The sequence below is a fragment of the Janibacter sp. HTCC2649 genome, assembly GCF_000152705.1.
Taxonomy (GTDB): domain Bacteria; phylum Actinomycetota; class Actinomycetes; order Actinomycetales; family Dermatophilaceae; genus Knoellia.
Map to the genome: position 1 here is coordinate 267,837 of NZ_CH672413.1, position 17,545 is coordinate 285,381.

Annotated in this window: 19 protein-coding genes; 9 read left to right on the forward strand and 10 right to left on the reverse strand. The window is 68.6% G+C overall.

Going from position 1 to position 17,545, the window contains the following annotated elements:
• Positions 1-46 precede the first annotated feature (46 nt).
• On the reverse strand, positions 47-1,273 hold the full coding sequence (locus JNB_RS01325; protein ID WP_009774585.1) for a PHB depolymerase family esterase: 1,227 nt from the start codon (positions 1,271-1,273) through the stop codon (positions 47-49).
• Positions 1,274-1,471: 198 nt separating this feature from the next.
• Positions 1,472-2,665, reverse strand: a complete 1,194-nt coding sequence (gene nadA / locus JNB_RS01330; RefSeq protein ID WP_009774586.1) for a quinolinate synthase NadA — start codon at positions 2,663-2,665, stop codon at positions 1,472-1,474.
• Between the two features lie 155 nt (positions 2,666-2,820).
• Between nadA and JNB_RS01335 the strand changes: the two genes are divergently transcribed.
• Together JNB_RS01335 and JNB_RS01340 are read left to right on the forward strand one after the other, a co-directional pair.
• Positions 2,821-3,984: a glycerate kinase gene (locus tag JNB_RS01335; RefSeq protein ID WP_040883460.1), complete on the forward strand. Its 1,164-nt coding sequence runs from the start codon at positions 2,821-2,823 to the stop codon at positions 3,982-3,984.
• 121 nt (positions 3,985-4,105) lie between these two features.
• Positions 4,106-4,495: an iron-sulfur cluster assembly accessory protein gene (locus JNB_RS01340; RefSeq protein ID WP_009774588.1), complete on the forward strand. Its 390-nt coding sequence runs from the start codon at positions 4,106-4,108 to the stop codon at positions 4,493-4,495.
• Positions 4,496-4,511: 16 nt separating this feature from the next.
• Here the strand turns inward: JNB_RS01340 and JNB_RS01345 are convergent, their stop codons facing one another.
• Complete coding sequence (locus JNB_RS01345) at positions 4,512-5,237, reverse strand: flavodoxin family protein (RefSeq protein WP_009774589.1); 726 nt, start codon at positions 5,235-5,237, stop codon at positions 4,512-4,514.
• 115 nt (positions 5,238-5,352) lie between these two features.
• On the opposite strand from JNB_RS01345, the gene JNB_RS01350 reads away from it, so the two are divergent.
• Positions 5,353-7,236 carry a bifunctional UDP-sugar hydrolase/5'-nucleotidase gene (locus tag JNB_RS01350; protein WP_009774590.1) on the forward strand — a complete coding sequence of 628 codons (1,884 nt, stop codon included), beginning with the start codon at positions 5,353-5,355 and terminating at the stop codon, positions 7,234-7,236.
• Positions 7,237-7,335: 99 nt separating this feature from the next.
• Here JNB_RS01350 and JNB_RS01355 read toward each other — a convergent pair whose 3' ends face one another.
• Both JNB_RS01355 and JNB_RS01360 read right to left on the reverse strand, forming a co-directional pair.
• On the reverse strand, positions 7,336-7,860 hold the full coding sequence (locus JNB_RS01355) for a hypothetical protein (RefSeq protein WP_009774591.1): 525 nt from the start codon (positions 7,858-7,860) through the stop codon (positions 7,336-7,338).
• On the reverse strand, positions 7,857-8,204 hold the full coding sequence (locus JNB_RS01360) for a PadR family transcriptional regulator (RefSeq protein WP_009774592.1): 348 nt from the start codon (positions 8,202-8,204) through the stop codon (positions 7,857-7,859). The genes JNB_RS01355 and JNB_RS01360 overlap by 4 nt, the downstream gene beginning before the upstream one ends.
• Before the next feature lie 75 nt (positions 8,205-8,279).
• On the opposite strand from JNB_RS01360, the gene JNB_RS01365 reads away from it, so the two are divergent.
• A complete protein-coding gene (locus JNB_RS01365) occupies positions 8,280-9,263 on the forward strand; it encodes a carbohydrate kinase family protein (protein ID WP_009774593.1) in 984 nt (327 codons plus the stop codon).
• Positions 9,248-9,961, forward strand: a complete 714-nt coding sequence (aat, locus tag JNB_RS01370; RefSeq protein ID WP_237700580.1) for a leucyl/phenylalanyl-tRNA--protein transferase — start codon at positions 9,248-9,250, stop codon at positions 9,959-9,961. The genes JNB_RS01365 and aat overlap by 16 nt, the downstream gene beginning before the upstream one ends.
• 3 nt (positions 9,962-9,964) lie before the next feature.
• On the opposite strand, the gene JNB_RS01375 is transcribed toward aat, so the two are convergent.
• On the reverse strand, positions 9,965-10,195 hold the full coding sequence (locus JNB_RS01375; protein ID WP_009774595.1) for a sulfurtransferase TusA family protein: 231 nt from the start codon (positions 10,193-10,195) through the stop codon (positions 9,965-9,967).
• Positions 10,192-11,322, reverse strand: a complete 1,131-nt coding sequence (locus JNB_RS01380; RefSeq protein WP_009774596.1) for a cysteine desulfurase family protein — start codon at positions 11,320-11,322, stop codon at positions 10,192-10,194. Before JNB_RS01380 ends, JNB_RS01375 begins: the two co-directional genes overlap by 4 nt.
• Positions 11,323-11,382: 60 nt before the next feature.
• On the opposite strand from JNB_RS01380, the gene coxB reads away from it, so the two are divergent.
• Genes coxB through JNB_RS01400 form a run of 4 tightly spaced genes read left to right on the forward strand, consistent with a single transcriptional unit; the run spans position 11,383 to position 15,451 of the window.
• A complete protein-coding gene (coxB, locus tag JNB_RS01385) occupies positions 11,383-12,315 on the forward strand; it encodes a cytochrome c oxidase subunit II (protein ID WP_009774597.1) in 933 nt (310 codons plus the stop codon).
• A gap of 20 nt (positions 12,316-12,335) precedes the next feature.
• Positions 12,336-14,075, forward strand: coding sequence for a cytochrome c oxidase subunit I (gene ctaD, locus JNB_RS01390; protein WP_009774598.1), 1,740 nt, complete (start codon positions 12,336-12,338; stop codon positions 14,073-14,075).
• Between the two features lie 3 nt (positions 14,076-14,078).
• On the forward strand, positions 14,079-14,483 hold the full coding sequence (locus JNB_RS01395) for a cytochrome c oxidase subunit 4 (RefSeq protein ID WP_009774599.1): 405 nt from the start codon (positions 14,079-14,081) through the stop codon (positions 14,481-14,483).
• Between the two features lie 8 nt (positions 14,484-14,491).
• Positions 14,492-15,451, forward strand: coding sequence for a DUF3500 domain-containing protein (locus JNB_RS01400; protein WP_009774600.1), 960 nt, complete (start codon positions 14,492-14,494; stop codon positions 15,449-15,451).
• On the opposite strand, the gene JNB_RS01405 is transcribed toward JNB_RS01400, so the two are convergent.
• From JNB_RS01405 to JNB_RS01415, 3 genes are read right to left on the reverse strand one after another with little or no spacing between them, the layout of a single operon-like run.
• Complete coding sequence (locus tag JNB_RS01405; RefSeq protein ID WP_009774601.1) at positions 15,448-15,801, reverse strand: metallopeptidase family protein; 354 nt, start codon at positions 15,799-15,801, stop codon at positions 15,448-15,450. The genes JNB_RS01400 and JNB_RS01405 overlap by 4 nt on opposite strands.
• Positions 15,802-15,813: 12 nt before the next feature.
• Positions 15,814-16,968, reverse strand: a complete 1,155-nt coding sequence (locus tag JNB_RS01410; protein ID WP_009774602.1) for an RNA polymerase sigma factor — start codon at positions 16,966-16,968, stop codon at positions 15,814-15,816.
• 1 nt (position 16,969) lies between these two features.
• Positions 16,970-17,389 carry a YciI family protein gene (locus JNB_RS01415; RefSeq protein WP_009774603.1) on the reverse strand — a complete coding sequence of 140 codons (420 nt, stop codon included), beginning with the start codon at positions 17,387-17,389 and terminating at the stop codon, positions 16,970-16,972.
• Positions 17,390-17,545 lie beyond the last annotated feature (156 nt).

Genomic DNA, 17,545 nt, shown 5'->3' on the forward strand with positions numbered 1-17,545 from the left:
CGCGGTGCGACGAGATCACCGTGGCGGTGCGAGGCGGACCCGACGGTCAGCACTTCTGCCAGTAGCCGGGGCTCGTCTCGCGCACCGCTGAGGTGTAGAAGGTGTTGTAGAGCCCGAGGTTGTCGTTCGATCCGTTCGCGAGCGCATAGCCGCCGACGTTGTGGGCTCGACCCGCCTGGACGTGGGCGTAGTTCGTCGCCGTGACGCACGTTGGCGTGCTGGTGGCGGTGGGAGTGGGAGTCGGGGTGGGCGTTGCTGTCGGGGTGCCGGTGGGCGTCGCTGTCGCAGTGGGTGAGGGTGAGGAACCGATGAGCCCGAAGAACTGCGCGTCGTAGTAGGCGCCGCAGACCGTGTCGATGAAGTAGGCACCAGCCGTCCCGCACTGCGTGAGACCGCTGCCCGGATCGACTGGCGTTCCGTGGGTCATGCCCGCGATCTCGGTGAGGCGAACCGCTCCACCGCCGTACTCCGTCCAGGTCACGCCCGACGCCAGAGTGCCTGTGGCAGTGGGGGACTGGCTCACACCTGCGACGTCGGTCCACTGGTCCCGCAGCTCCCGACCGTTCATCGGAGCGACGGTCGTGTCGGACTGGCCGTGCCAGATGGCGACCTTCGGGCGCGGACCGGACCACGCGGCATACCCCGCTCTCGCAAGGTCACCCCACGCCTTCGGCGTCTTGTCCACGCCCGGGTTCATGCACGAAAACGCCTGTGCCACAGTCGTTGCGCACCCATGTGCGATGCCAGCGTTGATCGAGCCACCGGCAAACAGGTCCGGGTATGCCGCGAGCATGCTGGCCGTCATTGCCCCTCCGCCGGAGAGCCCGGTGACGTAGACGCGGGCCGGGTTCGCGGAGTAGGTCGTGATCGCGTGCCGGACCATCGACGCGATCGAGGCGACCTCGCCCTGGCCGCGGGTCACGTCGCCGGCCTGGAACCAGTTGAAGCACGTGTTCATGTTGTTGGCCGTGCTCTGCTGCGGCAGGACAACGGTGATGCCGTTGCGGTCGGCGAGATCACGCCACCCAGATCCGTTGAGGTAGGTGCTGGCTTCCTGGGTGCAGCCGTGCAGGGCGATGACGAGGGGAGCCCCGGCTGCTGCGTTGTCGGGCCGATAGCTCCACATGGTCAGGGCGCCGGGGTTCGACCCGAACGACGTGACCTGTTGCAGCGTGGCAGCGGATGCCCCCTGTGCGGTGACGATGCCGAGCGTTGCGGCGGCGGCCACCGCGAGGGCGGACATCCAGCCGAGGACAGTGCGAGTGCGGGCCATGCCGACCTCCCGGGTCCGGGCATCGCCGTTGACGCCCTGGTCCGGGAGACGCTAGTGAGGTCGACGTCGCGAAGCCGTGGGCGCAGCCCCCATGATTCCGGGCTGCCGACTGGTCCCTCGCCCCACTGTCAGGACCTCGAACCAGGTCATCTTCGGACCACGTGCGGAGCCCGACGCCCCGCTGCACTCCGGAGCGCGTCAGTCCTTGCTGGTCTCGCCGGGCAGGGCGAGCATCTGGTCGAGGGCGGCCCTGGCCTCGATGGCGACCTGCTCGTCGACGCGGATGGCGTTGACGACGCGGCCCTCGACGAGCGACTCGAGCGCCCACACGAGGTGCGGCAGGTCGATGCGGTTCATCGTCGAGCAGTAGCAGACGTTCTTCTCGAGGAAGGTGATGCGCTGCGTGGGGAACATCTGGCCCAGGCGCTGGACGAGGTTGAGCTCCGTGCCCACCGCCCACGCCGTGCCGTCGGGCGCGGCGGCGATGGTCTGGATGATCTTCTCGGTCGAGCCCACCTCGTCGGCCAGCTCGACGACCTCGTTGCGGCACTCGGGGTGGACGATGACCTTGACGCCGGGGATGGTCGCGCGGGCCGCCTCGACCGCCTCCGTGGTGAAGCGTCCATGGACCGAGCAGTGTCCGCGCCACAGGATCATCCGGGCCGCCTGCAGTTCCTCGATCGTGAGACCCCCCATGGGACGGTGCGGGTCCCAGACGACGCAGTCATCGAGCGAGCCGCCGAGGTCGCGCGCCCAGGTGTTGCGGCCGAGGTGCTGGTCGGGGAGGAAGAGGACCTTGCCCTCACCCTCGACCCCGCCGGACTCGCCGAAGGCCCACGTGAGCGCGGTCTTGGCGTTGGAGGACGTGCACACCGTGCCGGAGTGGCGACCAGTGAAGGCCTTGATCGCGGCCGACGAGTTCATGTAGGTCACGGGGACCACCTGATCTGCGACACCGGCCTCCACGAGCTGGTCCCAGCAGTCCTCGACCTGGGCGATGGCCGCCATGTCGGCCATGGAGCACCCGGCCGCGAGGTCGGGAAGGATCACGGTCTGGTCATCGCTCGTGAGGATGTCGGCGGACTCGGCCATGAAGTGCACGCCGCAGAAGACGATCCACGGGGCGTCAGGCCTGGCCGCAGCCTCCTTGGCCAGCTTGAAGGAGTCGCCGGTGACGTCGGCGAACTCGATGACCTCGTTGCGCTGGTAGTGGTGACCGAGGACGAACACCTTGTCGCCCAGCGCCTCCTTGGCCGCACGCGCCCGGGCCACGAGGTTGGGTTCGGACGGTGCCGGCAGGTCACCGGGACACTCGACGCCGCGCTCGGAGCGCAGGTCGCGGCCCTGGCCGAGGACGAGGAGCGGGAGCGGGGCGATGGGCGTGGTCGTCACAGAGCGATCGTATGCCGGGTCACTCCTTCCCGGTTCTGGGTAGTCGAGAGGAGAGAACTCGCCGTATGCCGCCCGGCGCGAGCGGCGGGTTCTCTCCTCTCGACTGGCGATGGCGGTCTCGCCCCGGTCGCTCGCCACCGGCTAGCGTGCGTGCCGTGCATGTCGTCATCGCTCCTGACTGCTTCACCGGAACCCTCACCGCCACCCAGGCCGCTGAGGCGATGGCCGCTGGGTGGCACGACACGGCGCCCAACGACACCCTCACGCTGCTCCCGCTCTCGGACGGTGGCCCGGGCTTCCTCGACGTGCTCGCCGGCGCGCTCGACGGCGAGACCGTCGCCCTCACGGTGAGCGACCCACTCGGCCGTGACGTCCCCGCAGCGATCCTCGTGGTCGGTGAGGAAGGCGAGCGGACGGCATACGTCGAATCGGCTCAGGCCGCAGGCCTGCACCTGCTCGCCGCCGACGAACGCAACCCCGGGCTCACCAGCACATGGGGCGTCGGCCAGCTGCTCGAGGCTGCCCTGGCCGAGAAGCCGCAACGCATCGTCGTCGGACTGGGTGGCAGCGGCACGAACGACGGTGGTGCGGGACTGCTTTCCGCCCTAGGCGCCGGCCCGCCCGAACACCTCGCCCGAGGCGGCACCGCCCTCGCGAGCGCTCCCGACGACGCCCTGTCCGGGCTGCTGGCCGTGCGCGAGCAGCTCGCCGGCGTCGACCTCGTCGTCGCGACCGACGTCGAGAACCCGCTGCTCGGCTTCAAGGGCGCGAGTGCGGTCTTCGGTCCGCAGAAGGGCGCGACACCCGAACTCGCCCAGGCCCTCGAGGGCGCACTGGGGCGCTTCACCGAGATCGTCGCCCGCACGGTGTCCGAACCCCTCGACCTCCTCGCCGGTGCCCCGCGGCGGCTCGAACGCGAACCCGGCGCCGGTGCCGCAGGCGGCCTGGGCTACGCACTGTTCCTGCTGGGCGGACGTCGGGTCAGCGGGGTCGATCTCGTCCTCGACGCGGTCGGCTTCCACGACGTCGTGCACGGCTGCGACCTCGTCGTCACGGGGGAGGGCACCTTCGACTGGCAGAGCCTGCAGGGCAAGGTTGCGTCGGGCGTCGCGGTGGCCGCTCTCGGCGCCGGACTGCCCAGTGTCGTGCTCGCCGGTCAGGTCCTCGTAGGGCGCCGGGAGACCATGGGGCTCGGCATCAGCGGCACGTATGCCGTGGCCGAGACGCCCGAACAGGTCGACGCTGCGCTGCTCGATCCGGTCGGAACCCTGCGTGCCCGGGCGGCCCGCGTCGCCAGAACGTGGTCCCCTGCTCGGTGATCCGGCCAACCGGACGTACCCTTGACGAGACGTTCGGGAACAGATCGCGGCCGACAGCAGTTGCGACCTGATGCAAGCCCCACAGTCCATCCCGAGCCCCGACGCATCACAGGAGTCACCCATGAGCGAGCTCGACACCCAGCCCCAGACCAGCACAGCGACCGAGACCGCGGCCGACGCACCGGCCCACGAGGTCCTCCTCACCGACCTCGCTGCGGGCAAGGTCAAGTCGCTTCTCGCACAGGAGGGTCGTGAAGACCTGCGCCTGCGAGTCGGCGTCCAGCCCGGCGGCTGCTCCGGCCTCATCTACCAGCTCTACTTCGACGAGCGTTCCCTCGACGGTGACCTCGTGCGTGACTTCGACGGTGTCGAGGTCGTCATCGACCGCATGAGCGCCCCGTACCTCGTCGGCGCCACCATCGACTTCTCCGACACCATCGAGAAGCAGGGCTTCACCATCGACAACCCCAACGCCGGCAGCTCCTGCGCCTGCGGCGACTCGTTCAGCTGACACCGCGCAACAGGCTTCAGCGATATTCGGGGTTGGGGTGGTCGAAGTTGGCGCCCCGGTCCCACTTGACGCGCTCGTTGCCTCCGGCCGGGAAGCCGCCGCCCTGCTTGAGCAACCAGGCCAGGTGCATGAGGTTCCACGTCATGAAGGTCGTGTTGCGCTGGGTGAACTCGTTCCTTGGCCCGCCACTGCCGGCGTCGAGGTAGGACGGCCCCGGTCCGGCCTCGCCGATCCACCCGGCGTCGGCGTTGGGTGGGATCGAGCAGCCGAGGTGCTGGAGGCTGTAGAGGATGTTGGACGCGCAGTGCTTGATGCCGTCCTCGTTGCCGGTGATGATCGTGCCGCCGACCTTGCCGTAGTAGATGTACTGGCCCTTGTCGTTGTGCTGGCCGCTCATCGCGTAGAGACGCTCGATGATCTGCTTGGTGACGCTCGAGTTGTCGCCGAGCCAGATCGGGCCCGCGATGACGAGGATGTCGCTCGCCAGGACCCGCTCGAAGATCGTCGGCCACTCGTCGGTGTCCCAGCCGTGCTCGGTCATGTCCGGATAGACGCCGATCGCGATGTCGTGGTCGATGGGCCGGATCACCTCGACCTCGACGCCGTGCTTGACCATGATCGCCGTGCTGACGTCGATGAGCCCCTGCGTGTGGCTCTTCTCGGGTGAGCGCTTGAGCGTGCAGTTGAAGACCATCGCGCGTAGGCCGGTGAAGTCGGCGTCCTGCCAGTGAGGGGTGTCCATGTCCGCACTCTGCCCCTGCGCTCGACTCGGGACAAGGCTGCTGGGTGAATGCGGGTGGGTGAATACGGCCTGGCCCCTTGTAGGGGACGGTCGTGGTGTGGTCGCATGTCGTCCCATGACCGACTCCCATCACCACCTGTCCCAGCCCACCCCTCGCTGGTGTTCCTGCGCCGTCCCTGACGACGCCATCGACCGATCGTCGTCCGTCACCCGTCGTGGTGTCGTCCTCGGCGCCAGTGCGGCGAGTGTCCTCGCCGCCGCCGGCTGGCCGTCGCCGGCAGCCGCAGCCCCAGCCGCACGGGACGGAAACGTCACCATCACCGTGATGGGCACCTCCGACCTGCACGCGAACGTCGTCAACTGGGACTACTACAAGGACGCGACCTACAGCGACAGCGCCGGCAACACCGTCGGTCTCGCTCGGGTCGCGAGCGTCGTCAAGCAGATCCGGGCCGACCGCGGGCGTGAGCACACCCTGCTCTTCGATGCCGGTGACACGATCCAGGGGACGCCGCTCGGTTTCTACTACGCAACGGTCGAGCCGACCACCGAGACGGGCGCCGTCCACCCGATGGCCGCGCAGATGAACGCCCTCGGCTACGACGCCGTCGCGCTGGGCAACCACGAGTTCAACTACGGCCTCGACTTCCTCGACCACTGGATCGAGCAGATGGATGCGCCGGTGCTCGCGGCCAACGCCGTGCACGCTGGCACCAAGGTGCCGAGGTTCCGGCCCTACACGATCACGACCATGAAGGTGAAGGGTCGCCCGCCGATCCGCGTCGGCGTTCTCGGCCTCACGAACCCGGGCGTCGTCATCTGGGACAAGGCGAACGTCTCGGGCAAGGTCGAGGTGCAAGGGCTCGTCGAGGCAGCTGCCCGCTGGGTCCCGGTGATCCGTGGCGAGGGCGCTGACGTCGTCATCGTGAGCGCCCACTCCGGCGACAGCGGCACGTCCTCCTACGGGGGCGACCTGCCCGTCGAGAACGCTGCTGCCCTCGTGGCCCAGCAGGTGCCGGGCATCGACGCCATCCTCTTCGGTCACGCGCACGTCGACGTCCCCGAGCGGTTCGTCACGAACGTCAAGACCGGCAAGCAGGTCATCATGAGCGAACCGAAGAACTGGGGTCAGCGCCTCAGCGTCTTCGACCTGCAGCTCGAGTTCGTGCGCGGCAGCTGGCAGGTCGCGCAGAGCCACTCGCTGACCGTGAACACGAACACCGTCGAGGACGACCCCGCGTTCGTCAGCATCGTGCGTGACCAGCACGCCGCGGTGGTCAAGTACATGAACACCCCCGTGGCGAACTCCACCGAGGCGATGTCGGCGGCCGAGGCCTGCTGGAAGGACACCGCCATCCTCGACTACGTCAACGAGGTGCAGGTGGCGACCGTGACAGCCGCGATCGCAGGCACCCCGGAGGCCTCTTTGCCCGTGATCTCCATCGCCGCGCCCTTCAACCGCTCCGCAAGCTTCCCGGCCGGGCCGGTCACGATCAGGGACGTGGCAGGTCTCTACATCTACGACAACACGCTCATGGCCTCGGTGCTCACGGGCTCCCAGATCAAGGACTTCCTCGAGTACTCGGCGAAGTACTTCAAGCAGGTCGACCCGGGCGCTCCGGTCGACCCTGCTGCCTGGACCAATGCGCCCTACCCGACCCCCACCTCGCCGACCACCCCCGACTACAACTACGACCAGTTCTCCGGGGTCGACTACTCGGTCGACATCTCACAGCCGGTGGGCTCGCGCATCACCGGGATGTCGTACGAAGGCGTGCCCGTGGCCCCGGACCAGAAGTTCGTCGTCGCGGTGAACAACTACCGGCAGTCGGGTGGTGGCGGGTTCCCGCACATCGCGTCGGCGCCGGTCATCTACAACGCCCAGGTCGCGATCCGCGAGGCCATCGTGGCCTACGCATCGGCAGCGGGAACGATCGATCCCGCGAGCTTCCACGTCGAGAACTGGCGGCTCGTCCGGGGCGGTGTGCCGGTCTTCTGACCGACCGCCTCCTGACCCGCGACAAGGGCCCCTCACCGTGTGGTGAGGGGCCCTTTCGGGTATGCCGTGACTCTCGTTGCGCTGATCCGCTCTCCTTCGTCACTCGACCACGGGCAAGGGTTGCGGGCGCCTCAAGCGACGCCAGGGCTGGGCGACGAGCAGGAAGACGAGGAGCGGTCCGACGAGGAGCTGCCACGGTGCGTGGAGTTCGGCCCCGAGTGACCCCGGGGAGGACTCGACGACGAACGTCGTCCCGAGCCACGGGAACGGTCGCACGGACACCGGTTCGCCGACACCCGCGGCCTCCACCGTCTCCACGATCGTGAGCATGGTCAGGGCCAGCCACACCAGGAGAACGGCGAAGGTGCCACTGGCCCAGAACGCGCCCAGAGACCAACGGGGACGGGAAGCGTCACCCTCGGTCGCGGCATACGCGAGCTGTTTGGGTGAGCCGATGCCGAACAGTGCCCGGGTGACGCCGACGTCGGCGCTGGCTTCGGTGAGGTTGGCGCGCAGTTCGCGGCGCAGCTCACGGCGGCGCGCGCCGCTCACTCCGCGCAGCTCGAGCGAGAAGTCGTAGCGCTGGACGGCGTACTCGATCCGAAGGCGGTCGAAATTCTTCATGCTGATTCCCCTGTCTGGTGTGCGGGTGCCGTGGCGATCGCGACGGAATGGACGAGGTCGCTCCAGGAGGTGCGACGGTGGGTGAGCTCTGCCTCACCGGCATTGGTGAGGCGGTAGTACTTGCGGGCCGGGCCGGAGTCGCTGCGCAGGAGGTAGGACTCGAGGTAACCCGCGCTCTCCAGCCGGGTGAGCGCCGGGTAGACCGTGCCCTCGGCGAGTTCGTCGAATCCGGACGAGCGCAGCAGGGTCACGAGGCCGTAGCCGTAGTGGTCGCCGGTCGACAGCGCGCTCAGGAGGAGGAGTCCGAGGACTCCCTTGAGCATCTGCGGGTCGTGGGTGGGCATGGCTCCACTGTGATGCCCAGTACTAGGCAATGTCAAGTAGTCGCCGGCAAGAATCATCTGGGGTAGGTTGCCGAGGTGCGTATCGCTGTCACTGGGTCCATCGCGACCGACCACCTCATGACCTTCCGAGGCCGCTTCCGCGACTCTCTCGTCGTCGAGCAGCTCGACAAGATCTCGGTGAGCTTCCTCGCCGACACCCTCGAGATCCGGCGAGGGGGAGTGGCCGGCAACATCTGCTTCGGCATGGCCGCGCTCGGCCAGCAGCCGCTGCTCGTGGGCGCCGCGGGCGAGGACTTCGAGGACTACCGCAGCTGGCTCACCCGGCACGGAGTCAACTGCGACCACGTCCTCATTTCGACGACGAAGCACACGGCTCGCTTCGTCTGCACGACCGACGACGACATGGCCCAGATGGCGACCTTCTACGCCGGGGCCATGAGCGAGGCCCGCCTCATCGAGCTCGGCCCGATCGAGGCCGCCGCGCCGCTCGACCTCGTCCTCGTCGGCGCCAACGACCCCGACGCGATGCTCCGCCACACCGATGAGTGCCGCAGCCGTGGCATCACCTTCGTCGCCGATCCGTCGCAGCAGCTCGCGTTCGCCGACGGACCGTTCATCCGCAAGCTCATCGAGGGCGCGGACTACCTCTTCACCAACGAGTACGAAGCGCACCTCACCGAGCAGAAGACCGGCTGGAGCGCCGCCGACATCGAGGCCCAGGTGACGACCCGCGTCATCACCAAGGGCAAGGACGGCGCCGTCATCATCACCCGCGGTGAGGAGCCCATCGAGGTCCCCATCGCCGGCGAGACGCGTCGGGCAGACCCGACCGGAGTCGGCGACGCCTTCCGCGCGGGCTTCCTCACCGGACTGTCGGCCGGACTCGGCCACCGTCGCTGCGCCGAGATCGGTTCGCTCCTCGCCACCTACGTCCTCGAGACCGTCGGCACCCAGGAGTACGTCCTGGACCAGGCGAAGTTCCTCGAGCGTCTCGCCCAGTCCTACGGCGACGACTCCGCGGCCGAGGTCGAGCCGCACATCACGTGCGTGAGGCGCTGACCTCCACGCCCGTGGACGTGCCCTTCCCGCCCGTCGAGCCACCACCCAGCGAATGGGCCCTGGGGCACCTGCGACCCACTGACGACGAGGACCTCGTCGCAGCTGGAGCGGACCTCGCCCCGGGCACCCTGCTCGTCGCCTACCGCGCTGGGCTCTTCCCCATGGGTCTCGGGGACCACGGCACCAGGCCCATCGGCTGGTGGTCGCCCGAACCCCGCGGTGTCCTCGTGCCCGGCGGCTTCCGCGAGAGGCGTTCGCTCACGAAGTCCAGGGCGCGCTTCGAGATCCGGGTCGACACCGCCTTCGCCGACGTCATGCGCCGGTGTGCCGACCCCGAGCGCGAGGGGCGCTGGATCACCGACGAGATCATCGCGGCATACACCGAGCTGCATCGGCTCGGCTGGGCCCACAGTGTCGAGACCTGGCGCGAGGGTGAGCTCGTCGGTGGCCTCTACGGCGTGGCCATCGGTGGGCTCTTCGCGGGTGAGTCGATGTTCCACGCCGAGCGCGACGCCTCCAAGGTGGCCCTCGCGGTGTTGGTGGACATCGTCCACGCCGACGGTGACGAGCGCCGGATCATCGACGTGCAGTGGGCCACCGAGCACCTCGAGCGCCTCGGCGTCGTCGAGTGGCCGCGCGCGAGCTACCTCGCGGCGCTCGGACAGGCATTGCAGGCACCTCCCGTGGCGTTCGGCTGAGTCTCAACCCAGAACGACGGTGTATGCCGTGTGCTCACCTTCGCGTTCGAGCGTCACGCTGTGGCCACGCATGCGGGCCCATGCCGGGATGTCGGCCTCGGCGGCGGGGTCGTCAGCAAGGGCGAGCAGCGTTGTGCCAGAAGGGAGTTCGCGAGCAAGGCGAGCGAGCTTGATGACGGGCATGGGGCACTTGAGGCCTCTTGCGTCGAGGTCGGGGCCGCGGTCGGCGCTCACAGGTCGCTCACACCCAGGCGGTCGCGCAGGTCAGTGATGACTCCGGGGAGCTCGCGACACAGCGCCTCGACATCGGCGGCGCGGTGGGGGGAGACGGACTCGAGGGGCAGTGTCACGCGGACGTTGCCGTGGGTGAGGGCGCCCATCGCGGCCAGGACGTGGCTCGGCTCCAGACGGCTCGACGTGCACGCGGACCCGGATGCGACGACGATGCCGAGTCGGTCGAGGGCGTCGACGATGCTCTCACCGTCGACATAGAGCGCGCTGAAGGTCACGACGTGGGGGAGTCGATCGCTCGGGTCACCCACGACGTCGACGTCGGGGACGCCGGCAGCGGCCGTGCGGATCTGGTCAACGAGCAGGCGGGCCGAGGCAGCCTCGCTGTCTCGGGTGTGGACGGCCTGCTGCCAGGCCTCCGCGGCGGCGAGGGCGAGGGGAACCCACGGATCTGCGGGCTCGCGACCGTGCTCGGGCTCCCACCTCGGCCCGGGCAGGTCGAAGCGCGTGCCGGTGCGCACGACGAGGACACCCAGTGGGGGCCCAGCCACCGTGGCGGCGTCACCCACCAGGGCGTCATGGGACTGAGGGGTCTCGAGGCGTCCCAGCGACGAGGTTCCGTCGACCAACAGCGGCAGGCCTGCTGCACGGCATACCGAGAAAAGGTCCTCGAGGGGCTGGACGGTGCCGACTTCGCCGTTGGCGTGCTGGAGGGCAACTGCCGCCGCAGGCGGACCCGCGACCAGCGCTTCGTGCAGGGTGTCGGGCGACAGGCGGCCGAGGTTGTCGACGAGCAGGGGAGTGGAGTCCGGATCTGCTTCATGGGCCTCGTGCAGCAGGACCGCCTGGTCCACGGCGGAGGTGATCAGCCGCGATCCGACTCGGCGACGCGCGTGCCGCAGCCCAGCCACGCCGGTGCGCAACGCATGGGCACCGCTCGGGTGGAAGGAGAGCTCGTCGGGTCGCACCCCGAGCGAGGCCGCCAGGCTCTCGCGGGCCCGGTCGAGCAGCAGCCGTGCCTGACGCCCCTCCCGGTGGAGGCGTCGAGGATCGGCCCAGCCCGCGTCGAGGGCCGCGAGCAGGGTCTCGCGAGCGGAGGGGTGCAGCGGGCTGCGAGTGGCGTCCAGCACGTCACGACCGTAACGCCACCCGTCCCCAGGAAGTTCCACGTCATGCACTAGTGTTTCCCCGTGTTCCAGCAGACGAAGCAGGAGGCTGCCCCGGTGCCCCAGCACGACCAGATCAAGCCCCGCTCCCGCGGCCGCAGAATGGCCATTTGGGCCTCTGTGACCGTGGTCGCGATGGTGGCTCTCAGCGGATGCGAGCTGGGTGCCGCAAGGGACGGCTTCCTCCCCAAGGGCGTGACCGAGAACGCCGAGCGCGTTCGCACCCTGTGGATCGGCGGATGGATCGCCCTCCTCGTGGTCGGAGTCCTCGTGTGGGGCCTCATCCTGTGGTGCGTGGTGGCCTACCGCCGCCGCCGCGACGACAACGAGCTCCCGGTGCAGCTGCGCTACAACGTGCCGCTCGAGATCCTCTACACGATCCTCCCGATCTTCATGATCGCGGTGTTCTTCTTCTACACCGCGCGTGACCAGACGGCCCTGCTGGACACCTCCAAGGACCCCGCCGTGACGGTCAACGTCGTCGGCAAGCAGTGGTCCTGGGACTTCAACTACGTCGAGGGTGACGTCCACGAGGTCGGCAGCCAGGCGATCATGACTGGCCAGCCCGGCGCCGAGGAGACCATCCCCACGATGTACCTGCCGGTGGGTGAGCGCACCGAGTTCGTGCTGACCTCGCGCGACGTCATCCACTCGTTCTGGGTGCCGCAGTTCCTGCAGAAGCTCGACATGATCCCCGGCAAGGTCAACAAGTTCCAGGTCGTTCCGACCGAGGAAGGCACCTTCAAGGGCAAGTGCGCCGAGCTGTGTGGCGCCTACCACTCCCAGATGTTGTTCAACGTCAAGGTCGTGTCTCGCGCCGACTTCGACGCACACCTCGCGGACCTGAAGTCGCGTGGCCAGACCGGACTGTTGGGCACCGACCTGAACCGTGACGGTTCGGGCCTGGTGCCGGGCGAAGACAAGCTTCTGCCCGAAGAACTGAGGAAGAAGCCATGAGCGCGGCAACCGAAAGCCAGATGTTCCGTGAGCGTGACACCGTTCGCGCGCACCCCCGACTCGCCAAGGGCGCGACGGTGGTCAAGTGGATGACCACGACCGACCACAAGGTCATCGGCAACCTCTACTTCATCACCTCGTTCGCGTGGTTCCTCATGGGTGGCGTCATGGCGCTCATCATCCGCGCGGAGCTGTTCGAGCCGGGCATCCAGCTCGTGGACAACCCCGACCAGTTCAACCAGCTGTTCACGATGCACGGCACGATCATGCTGCTGCTGTTCGCGACGCCCCTCTTCGCCGGGTTCGCCAACGCGCTGATGCCGCTGCAGATCGGCGCGCCCGACGTGTCGTTCCCGCGCCTCAACATGTTTGCCTACTGGCTCTACCTCTTCGGTGGGCTCATCGCCGCCGGTGGCTTCCTCACCCCGGGTGGGGCGGCCGCGTTCGGCTGGTTCGCCTACACGCCACTGTCGGACTCGTCCTACAGCCCCGGCATGGGTGGCAACCTCTGGGTCTTCGGTCTGGCGCTGGCTGGTTTCGGCACGATCCTCGGCTCCGTCAACTTCATCACCACGATCCTGACGATGCGTGCTCCGGGCATGACCATGTTCCGGATGCCGATCTTCGTGTGGACGGTTCTCGTCACCTCGATCCTCGTCCTGCTCATCTTCCCGGCCCTGGCCGCAGCACTCTTCGCGCTCGGTGCCGACCGACGATTCGGCGCACACATCTTCGACCCGGACTCGGGCGGCGTGATGCTCTGGCAACACGTCTTCTGGTTCTTCGGGCACCCCGAGGTCTACGTCATCGCCCTGCCGTTCTTCGGGATCATCTCCGAGATCCTCCCGGTGTTCTCGCGCAAGCCGATCTTCGGCTACAAGACCCTCGTCTACGCGACGATCTCCATCGCCGCGCTGTCGGTCTCGGTCTGGGCCCACCACATGTACGGCACGGGCCAGGTGCTCCTTCCGTTCTTCGCGATCATGACGATGCTCATCGCGGTCCCCACCGGGGTGAAGTTCTTCAACTGGATCGGCACGATGTGGGGCGGCAAGCTCACCTTCGACACGCCGATGCTGTGGGCGATTGGCTTCCTCGTGACCTTCCTCTTCGGTGGTCTCACCGGCGTCATCCTCGCGAGCCCCGCCCTCGACTTCCACCTCACCGACAGCTACTTCGTCGTGGCGCACTTCCACTACGTCGTCTTCGGCACGGTCGTCTTCGCGATGTTCGGTGGCTTCTACTTCTGGTGGCCCAAGCTCACCGGTCGGATGCTTGACGAGACTCTGGGCAAGATCCACTTCTGGATGCTCTTCGTCGGCTTCCACACGACCTTCCTCATCCAGCACCTGCTGGGCATCTGGGGTATGCCGCGTCGCTACGCCGACTACCTGCCCGAGGACGGCTTCACCTTCGCCAACCAGGTGTCGTCCATGGGTGCCTTCCTCCTCGGCGCCTCGATGCTGCCGTTCTTCTACAACGTCTGGCGGACGTGGCGCTACGCGCCGCTCGTCGAGACCGACGACCCGTGGGGCTACGGCGCCTCGCTCGAGTGGGCGACGTCCTGCCCGCCGCCGCGCCACAACTTCAACTCGATCCCACGGATCCGCTCCGAGCGTCCGGCGTTCGACTTGAACCACCCCGAGGCCGCCCCCGCTGGCTACCAGCGCACCGGACTCGTCAAGGTCATGGGCCCCGCCGATCTCGGTGACCAGGCGCTGTCATCCTCGACGACGAAGACCAAGAACAAGGAGTCCTGACCCATGCTGGCGATGGAACGCATCGGCTACATCTTCGGTGGCTTCGCTGCCCTGATGGCCGTCGTCTACGGCGCCTGGAACGAGTGGGGCGAGCCGATTGGCACCGTCTGCCTCGTCGTCGCCGCGCTGCTCGGCTTCATGATTGCCGGCTACCTCAACATCACCCGGCGCAAGCTCGACGGCGTGCCGCCCGAGGATGACCCCCTGGGCGAGATCAGCGACATCGCTGGCGACTACGGCTTCTTCAGCCCCTACAGCTGGTGGCCGCTGTGGCTCGCGGGCTCGTGCGCCTTCATCTTCCTGGGCCTCGCGGTCGGCTGGTGGCTCGTGGCCCTGGGCGCGGCCCTCGTCGTGCCGGCCCTCGTCGGTTGGGTCTTCGAGTACTGGAAGGGCCCGCACGCCCTCTGAGTCGTGTCATGACGACCCGGCTGACCCACGCAGCGACCGACCTGCTCGGCGCTCTGTCGGTCTCGGCCCGTGCCGAGGTGTCGGCGGCGATCGAGGACCCGAGCTGGACCCGCTGGAGCTATCTCCCCGGTGACCGGCCGGGCCTGTCGCTCGAGCACGCCGATCCCGAGATGCTCGGCCACGTGAACGACCTGCTCGCGCGTTCGCACTCCGAGCTCGGTGTCGAGCTGGTGCAGGGTGCGATCGAGGTCGAGCGAGAACGACGCAGGTCCATCACCGGCGAGACCCCGAGCGGGGATCGCTACTGGCTGCGCGTCCACGGGACCCCCGGCGGCGATGGTCCGTGGGCCTGGCGGCTCAACGGCCACCACGTCGGCGTCCACGTGGTCGTCGACGGTGAGGGTTTCACCGCCACGCCGCACTTCATCGGCTCCGAGCCGGCGCACCTCACCGAGGGGCCGCTCGCCGGGACGCGGCTGCTGGGCCGCGAGGAGGACCTCGCCCGTGAGCTGCTGGCCCAGCTGTCGGCTGGCCAGCGCGAGCAGGCCATCAGCTCGGGGACCGCTCCCGACGACATCCTCAGCGCGATGGACCCCGTTGTCGACCCGAGCGTGCTCCCCACAGGGATCCGTCGCGCCGGGCTCGACGCGAGCCAACGACGCACCTTCGACGCACTGACCCGGCGCTACCTCGATCGCCTGCCCACGGCATACGCCGATGCCTGTTGGGAGGAAGCGATCGACGTCGGTGCCGACGAGATGGCCTTTGCCTGGGCAGGCAGCACGAAAGTGGGCGAGGGGCACTACTACTGCGTGACGACTCCGGTGTTCCTCATCGAGTACGACAACACCCAGGACGGGGCCAACCACGCCCACTCGGTGCTGCGTCACCTGCGCGACGACTTCGGTGGGGACGCCCTGCGTCGGCACCACCGAGATGGGCACTCACCGGCGGCGCTCGGGACCTAGCCCCAGCCGAGCTCGTGCAGGGCGGCGTCGTCGATGCCGAAGTGGTGCGCTATCTCATGCACGACCGTCACCGCGATCTCCTCGCGCAGGTCCTCGAGATCGTCACACATCCGTGTCAGCGGGCCCTGGAAGAGGGTGATCCGGTCGGGCAGGTTGCCCAGTCCCCACCCGGAGTCGCGCTCGGTCAGGGGGACTCCGTCGTAGACCCCGAGGAGGTCGGGATCGTCCGCGGGTGGCTCGGCCTCGACGAGGAAGACGACGTTGTCGAGCATGGCCATGAGCTCCTCGGGGACCTCGTCGAGCGAGTCGCCGACGATGGCCTCGAAGGCGGCGACATCAACGGGTTCCACGGCTCAACCCTGTCACGCCTCCGGAGCGCTGGCGTGCAGGCGGGCCGCCTGGCGGGTGAGGTGGTCTCGCTCGGCCGTGCTTCCGGCGGCACGGGCGGCCACGGCATACAGTGCTTGCGCCTGGCGGCGGTCACCGGCGCGCTCGTGCAGGTAGGCCCGCACGGCCGCGTGCCGCGGCACGGTCTCGGGCACGCGGCCGACGGCGGCCAGGCCGGCCATGGGGCCGTCGGCATGGCCCACGGCGACCGCGCGGTTGAGCTCGACCACGGGAGTCGGGTTGAGTCGCATGAGCTCGTCGTACCACTCGAGGATCTGGGTCCAGTCGGTCTCGTTGGCCGTCGGCGCGTCCGCGTGCAGGGCGGCGATGGCGGCCTGGGCCTGGAACTCGCCGAGGCGATCCTGTGCCAGAGCGTGCTGGAGGACGTGCACCCCCTCGGCGATGAGCGTTGTGTCCCACAGTGTCCGGTCCTGCTCATCGAGGCTCACGAGGGACCCGTCAGCGCTCCAGCGTGCCGGCCTGCGGGCGTGGTGGAGCAGCATGAGGGCGAGGAGGCCACCGACCTCGGGCTCTCGCGTCTGGGCGCCCAGCTGGCGGGTCAGGCGGATGGCCTCCTGGGCGAGGTCGACCTCGCCGGTGTGGCCCTCGTTGTAGATGAGATAGAGCACGCGGACCACGACGCCGAGGTCTCCCGGGGTGGTGAGGCGCTCCTGGGACAGGGTGCGCTTGGCCCGTGAGATGCGTTGGGCCATGGTCGCCTCGGGGACGAGGTAGGCACTGGCCACCTGACGCGTCGTGAGGCCTCCCACGGCTCGCAGGGTGAGGGCCACGGCCGAGGACGGCGTCAGGGCGGGATGGCACGCCAGGAAGAGCAGCAGGAGTGTCTCGTCGGCGCCAGTGACGGGTCCTGGCTCGGGCTCGAGGTGGTCGGAGACCTCACGGCGCTGGCGAGCCGTCTGGGACCGGATGCTGTCGAGGTGCTTGCGCCAGGCCGTGGTCACGAGCCAGGCGAACGGGTCGTCAGGCGGGTTGTCGACCCACCGCTGGTGCGCCTCGAGGAGAGCCTCCTGGACGGCGTCCTCGCCCGAGGCGAAGTTTGCTCCTCGCCGGACGAGGACGCCGAGGACTCGTGGACCGAGATCCTTGAAGAGTCCCTCCAGGTCGGTCACGTCACTCGCCGAGAGTGCCGTTGTGGGGCGCGCCCATGAACGCGCGAACCTCGATCCACTCCTCGAGCGGCACGCCTCCGGAGCCGGGGGCCGAGGAGAGGAACGCCGCAACCTCGTGGGCCCGCTCAACGCTGTCGACATCGATGGCCATCCAGCCGGCGATGAGGTCCTTGGTCTCCGCGAACGGGCCGTCGGTGACCGGCGCCTTGCCCTCGCCGTCGAAGCGCACGAACGTGCCCTCGGGGGAGAGCCCCTGGGCGTCGACGAACTCGCCACGCTCCGTGAGGACGTCGGCCACGTGGTTCATGAAGTTGACGTGGTCGATGACCTCCTGTTGCGTCCACTGGTCCATCGGGACGTCACACTGCGGCTGACGCTCGGGCCCACCCTGGTAGTGCTTGAGCAGCAGGTACTTCGCCATGATTTCTCCTTGTCCTGTGGCGGCCCGAGCGGCCGCCGACACCCCAGAGACGGAGCCGGATGCCGGTTCTCGACACCTCTGAGCCATCCTTTCGCGAAACCCTGACCAACGGCAGCGGCCCCGAGGACGAAAGTCCTCGAGGCCGCTGTTGTTTGA

Excerpts from the sequence above, each read along its gene's own strand:
- JNB_RS01340 (WP_009774588.1), top strand. The coding sequence starts at position 4,106 with ATGAGCGAGCTCGACACCCAGCCCCAGACCAGCACAGCGACCGAGACC.
- JNB_RS01360 (WP_009774592.1), bottom strand. The coding sequence starts at position 8,204 with ATGCCCACCCACGACCCGCAGATGCTCAAGGGAGTCCTCGGACTCCTC.
- JNB_RS01350 (WP_009774590.1), top strand. The coding sequence starts at position 5,353 with ATGACCGACTCCCATCACCACCTGTCCCAGCCCACCCCTCGCTGGTGT.
- JNB_RS01395 (WP_009774599.1), top strand. The coding sequence starts at position 14,079 with ATGCTGGCGATGGAACGCATCGGCTACATCTTCGGTGGCTTCGCTGCC.
- JNB_RS01415 (WP_009774603.1), bottom strand. The coding sequence starts at position 17,389 with ATGGCGAAGTACCTGCTGCTCAAGCACTACCAGGGTGGGCCCGAGCGT.
- JNB_RS01355 (WP_009774591.1), bottom strand. The coding sequence starts at position 7,860 with ATGAAGAATTTCGACCGCCTTCGGATCGAGTACGCCGTCCAGCGCTAC.
- JNB_RS01345 (WP_009774589.1), bottom strand. The coding sequence starts at position 5,237 with ATGGACACCCCTCACTGGCAGGACGCCGACTTCACCGGCCTACGCGCG.
- JNB_RS01325 (WP_009774585.1), bottom strand. The coding sequence starts at position 1,273 with ATGGCCCGCACTCGCACTGTCCTCGGCTGGATGTCCGCCCTCGCGGTG.
- ctaD (WP_009774598.1), top strand. The coding sequence starts at position 12,336 with ATGTTCCGTGAGCGTGACACCGTTCGCGCGCACCCCCGACTCGCCAAG.
- JNB_RS01400 (WP_009774600.1), top strand. The coding sequence starts at position 14,492 with ATGACGACCCGGCTGACCCACGCAGCGACCGACCTGCTCGGCGCTCTG.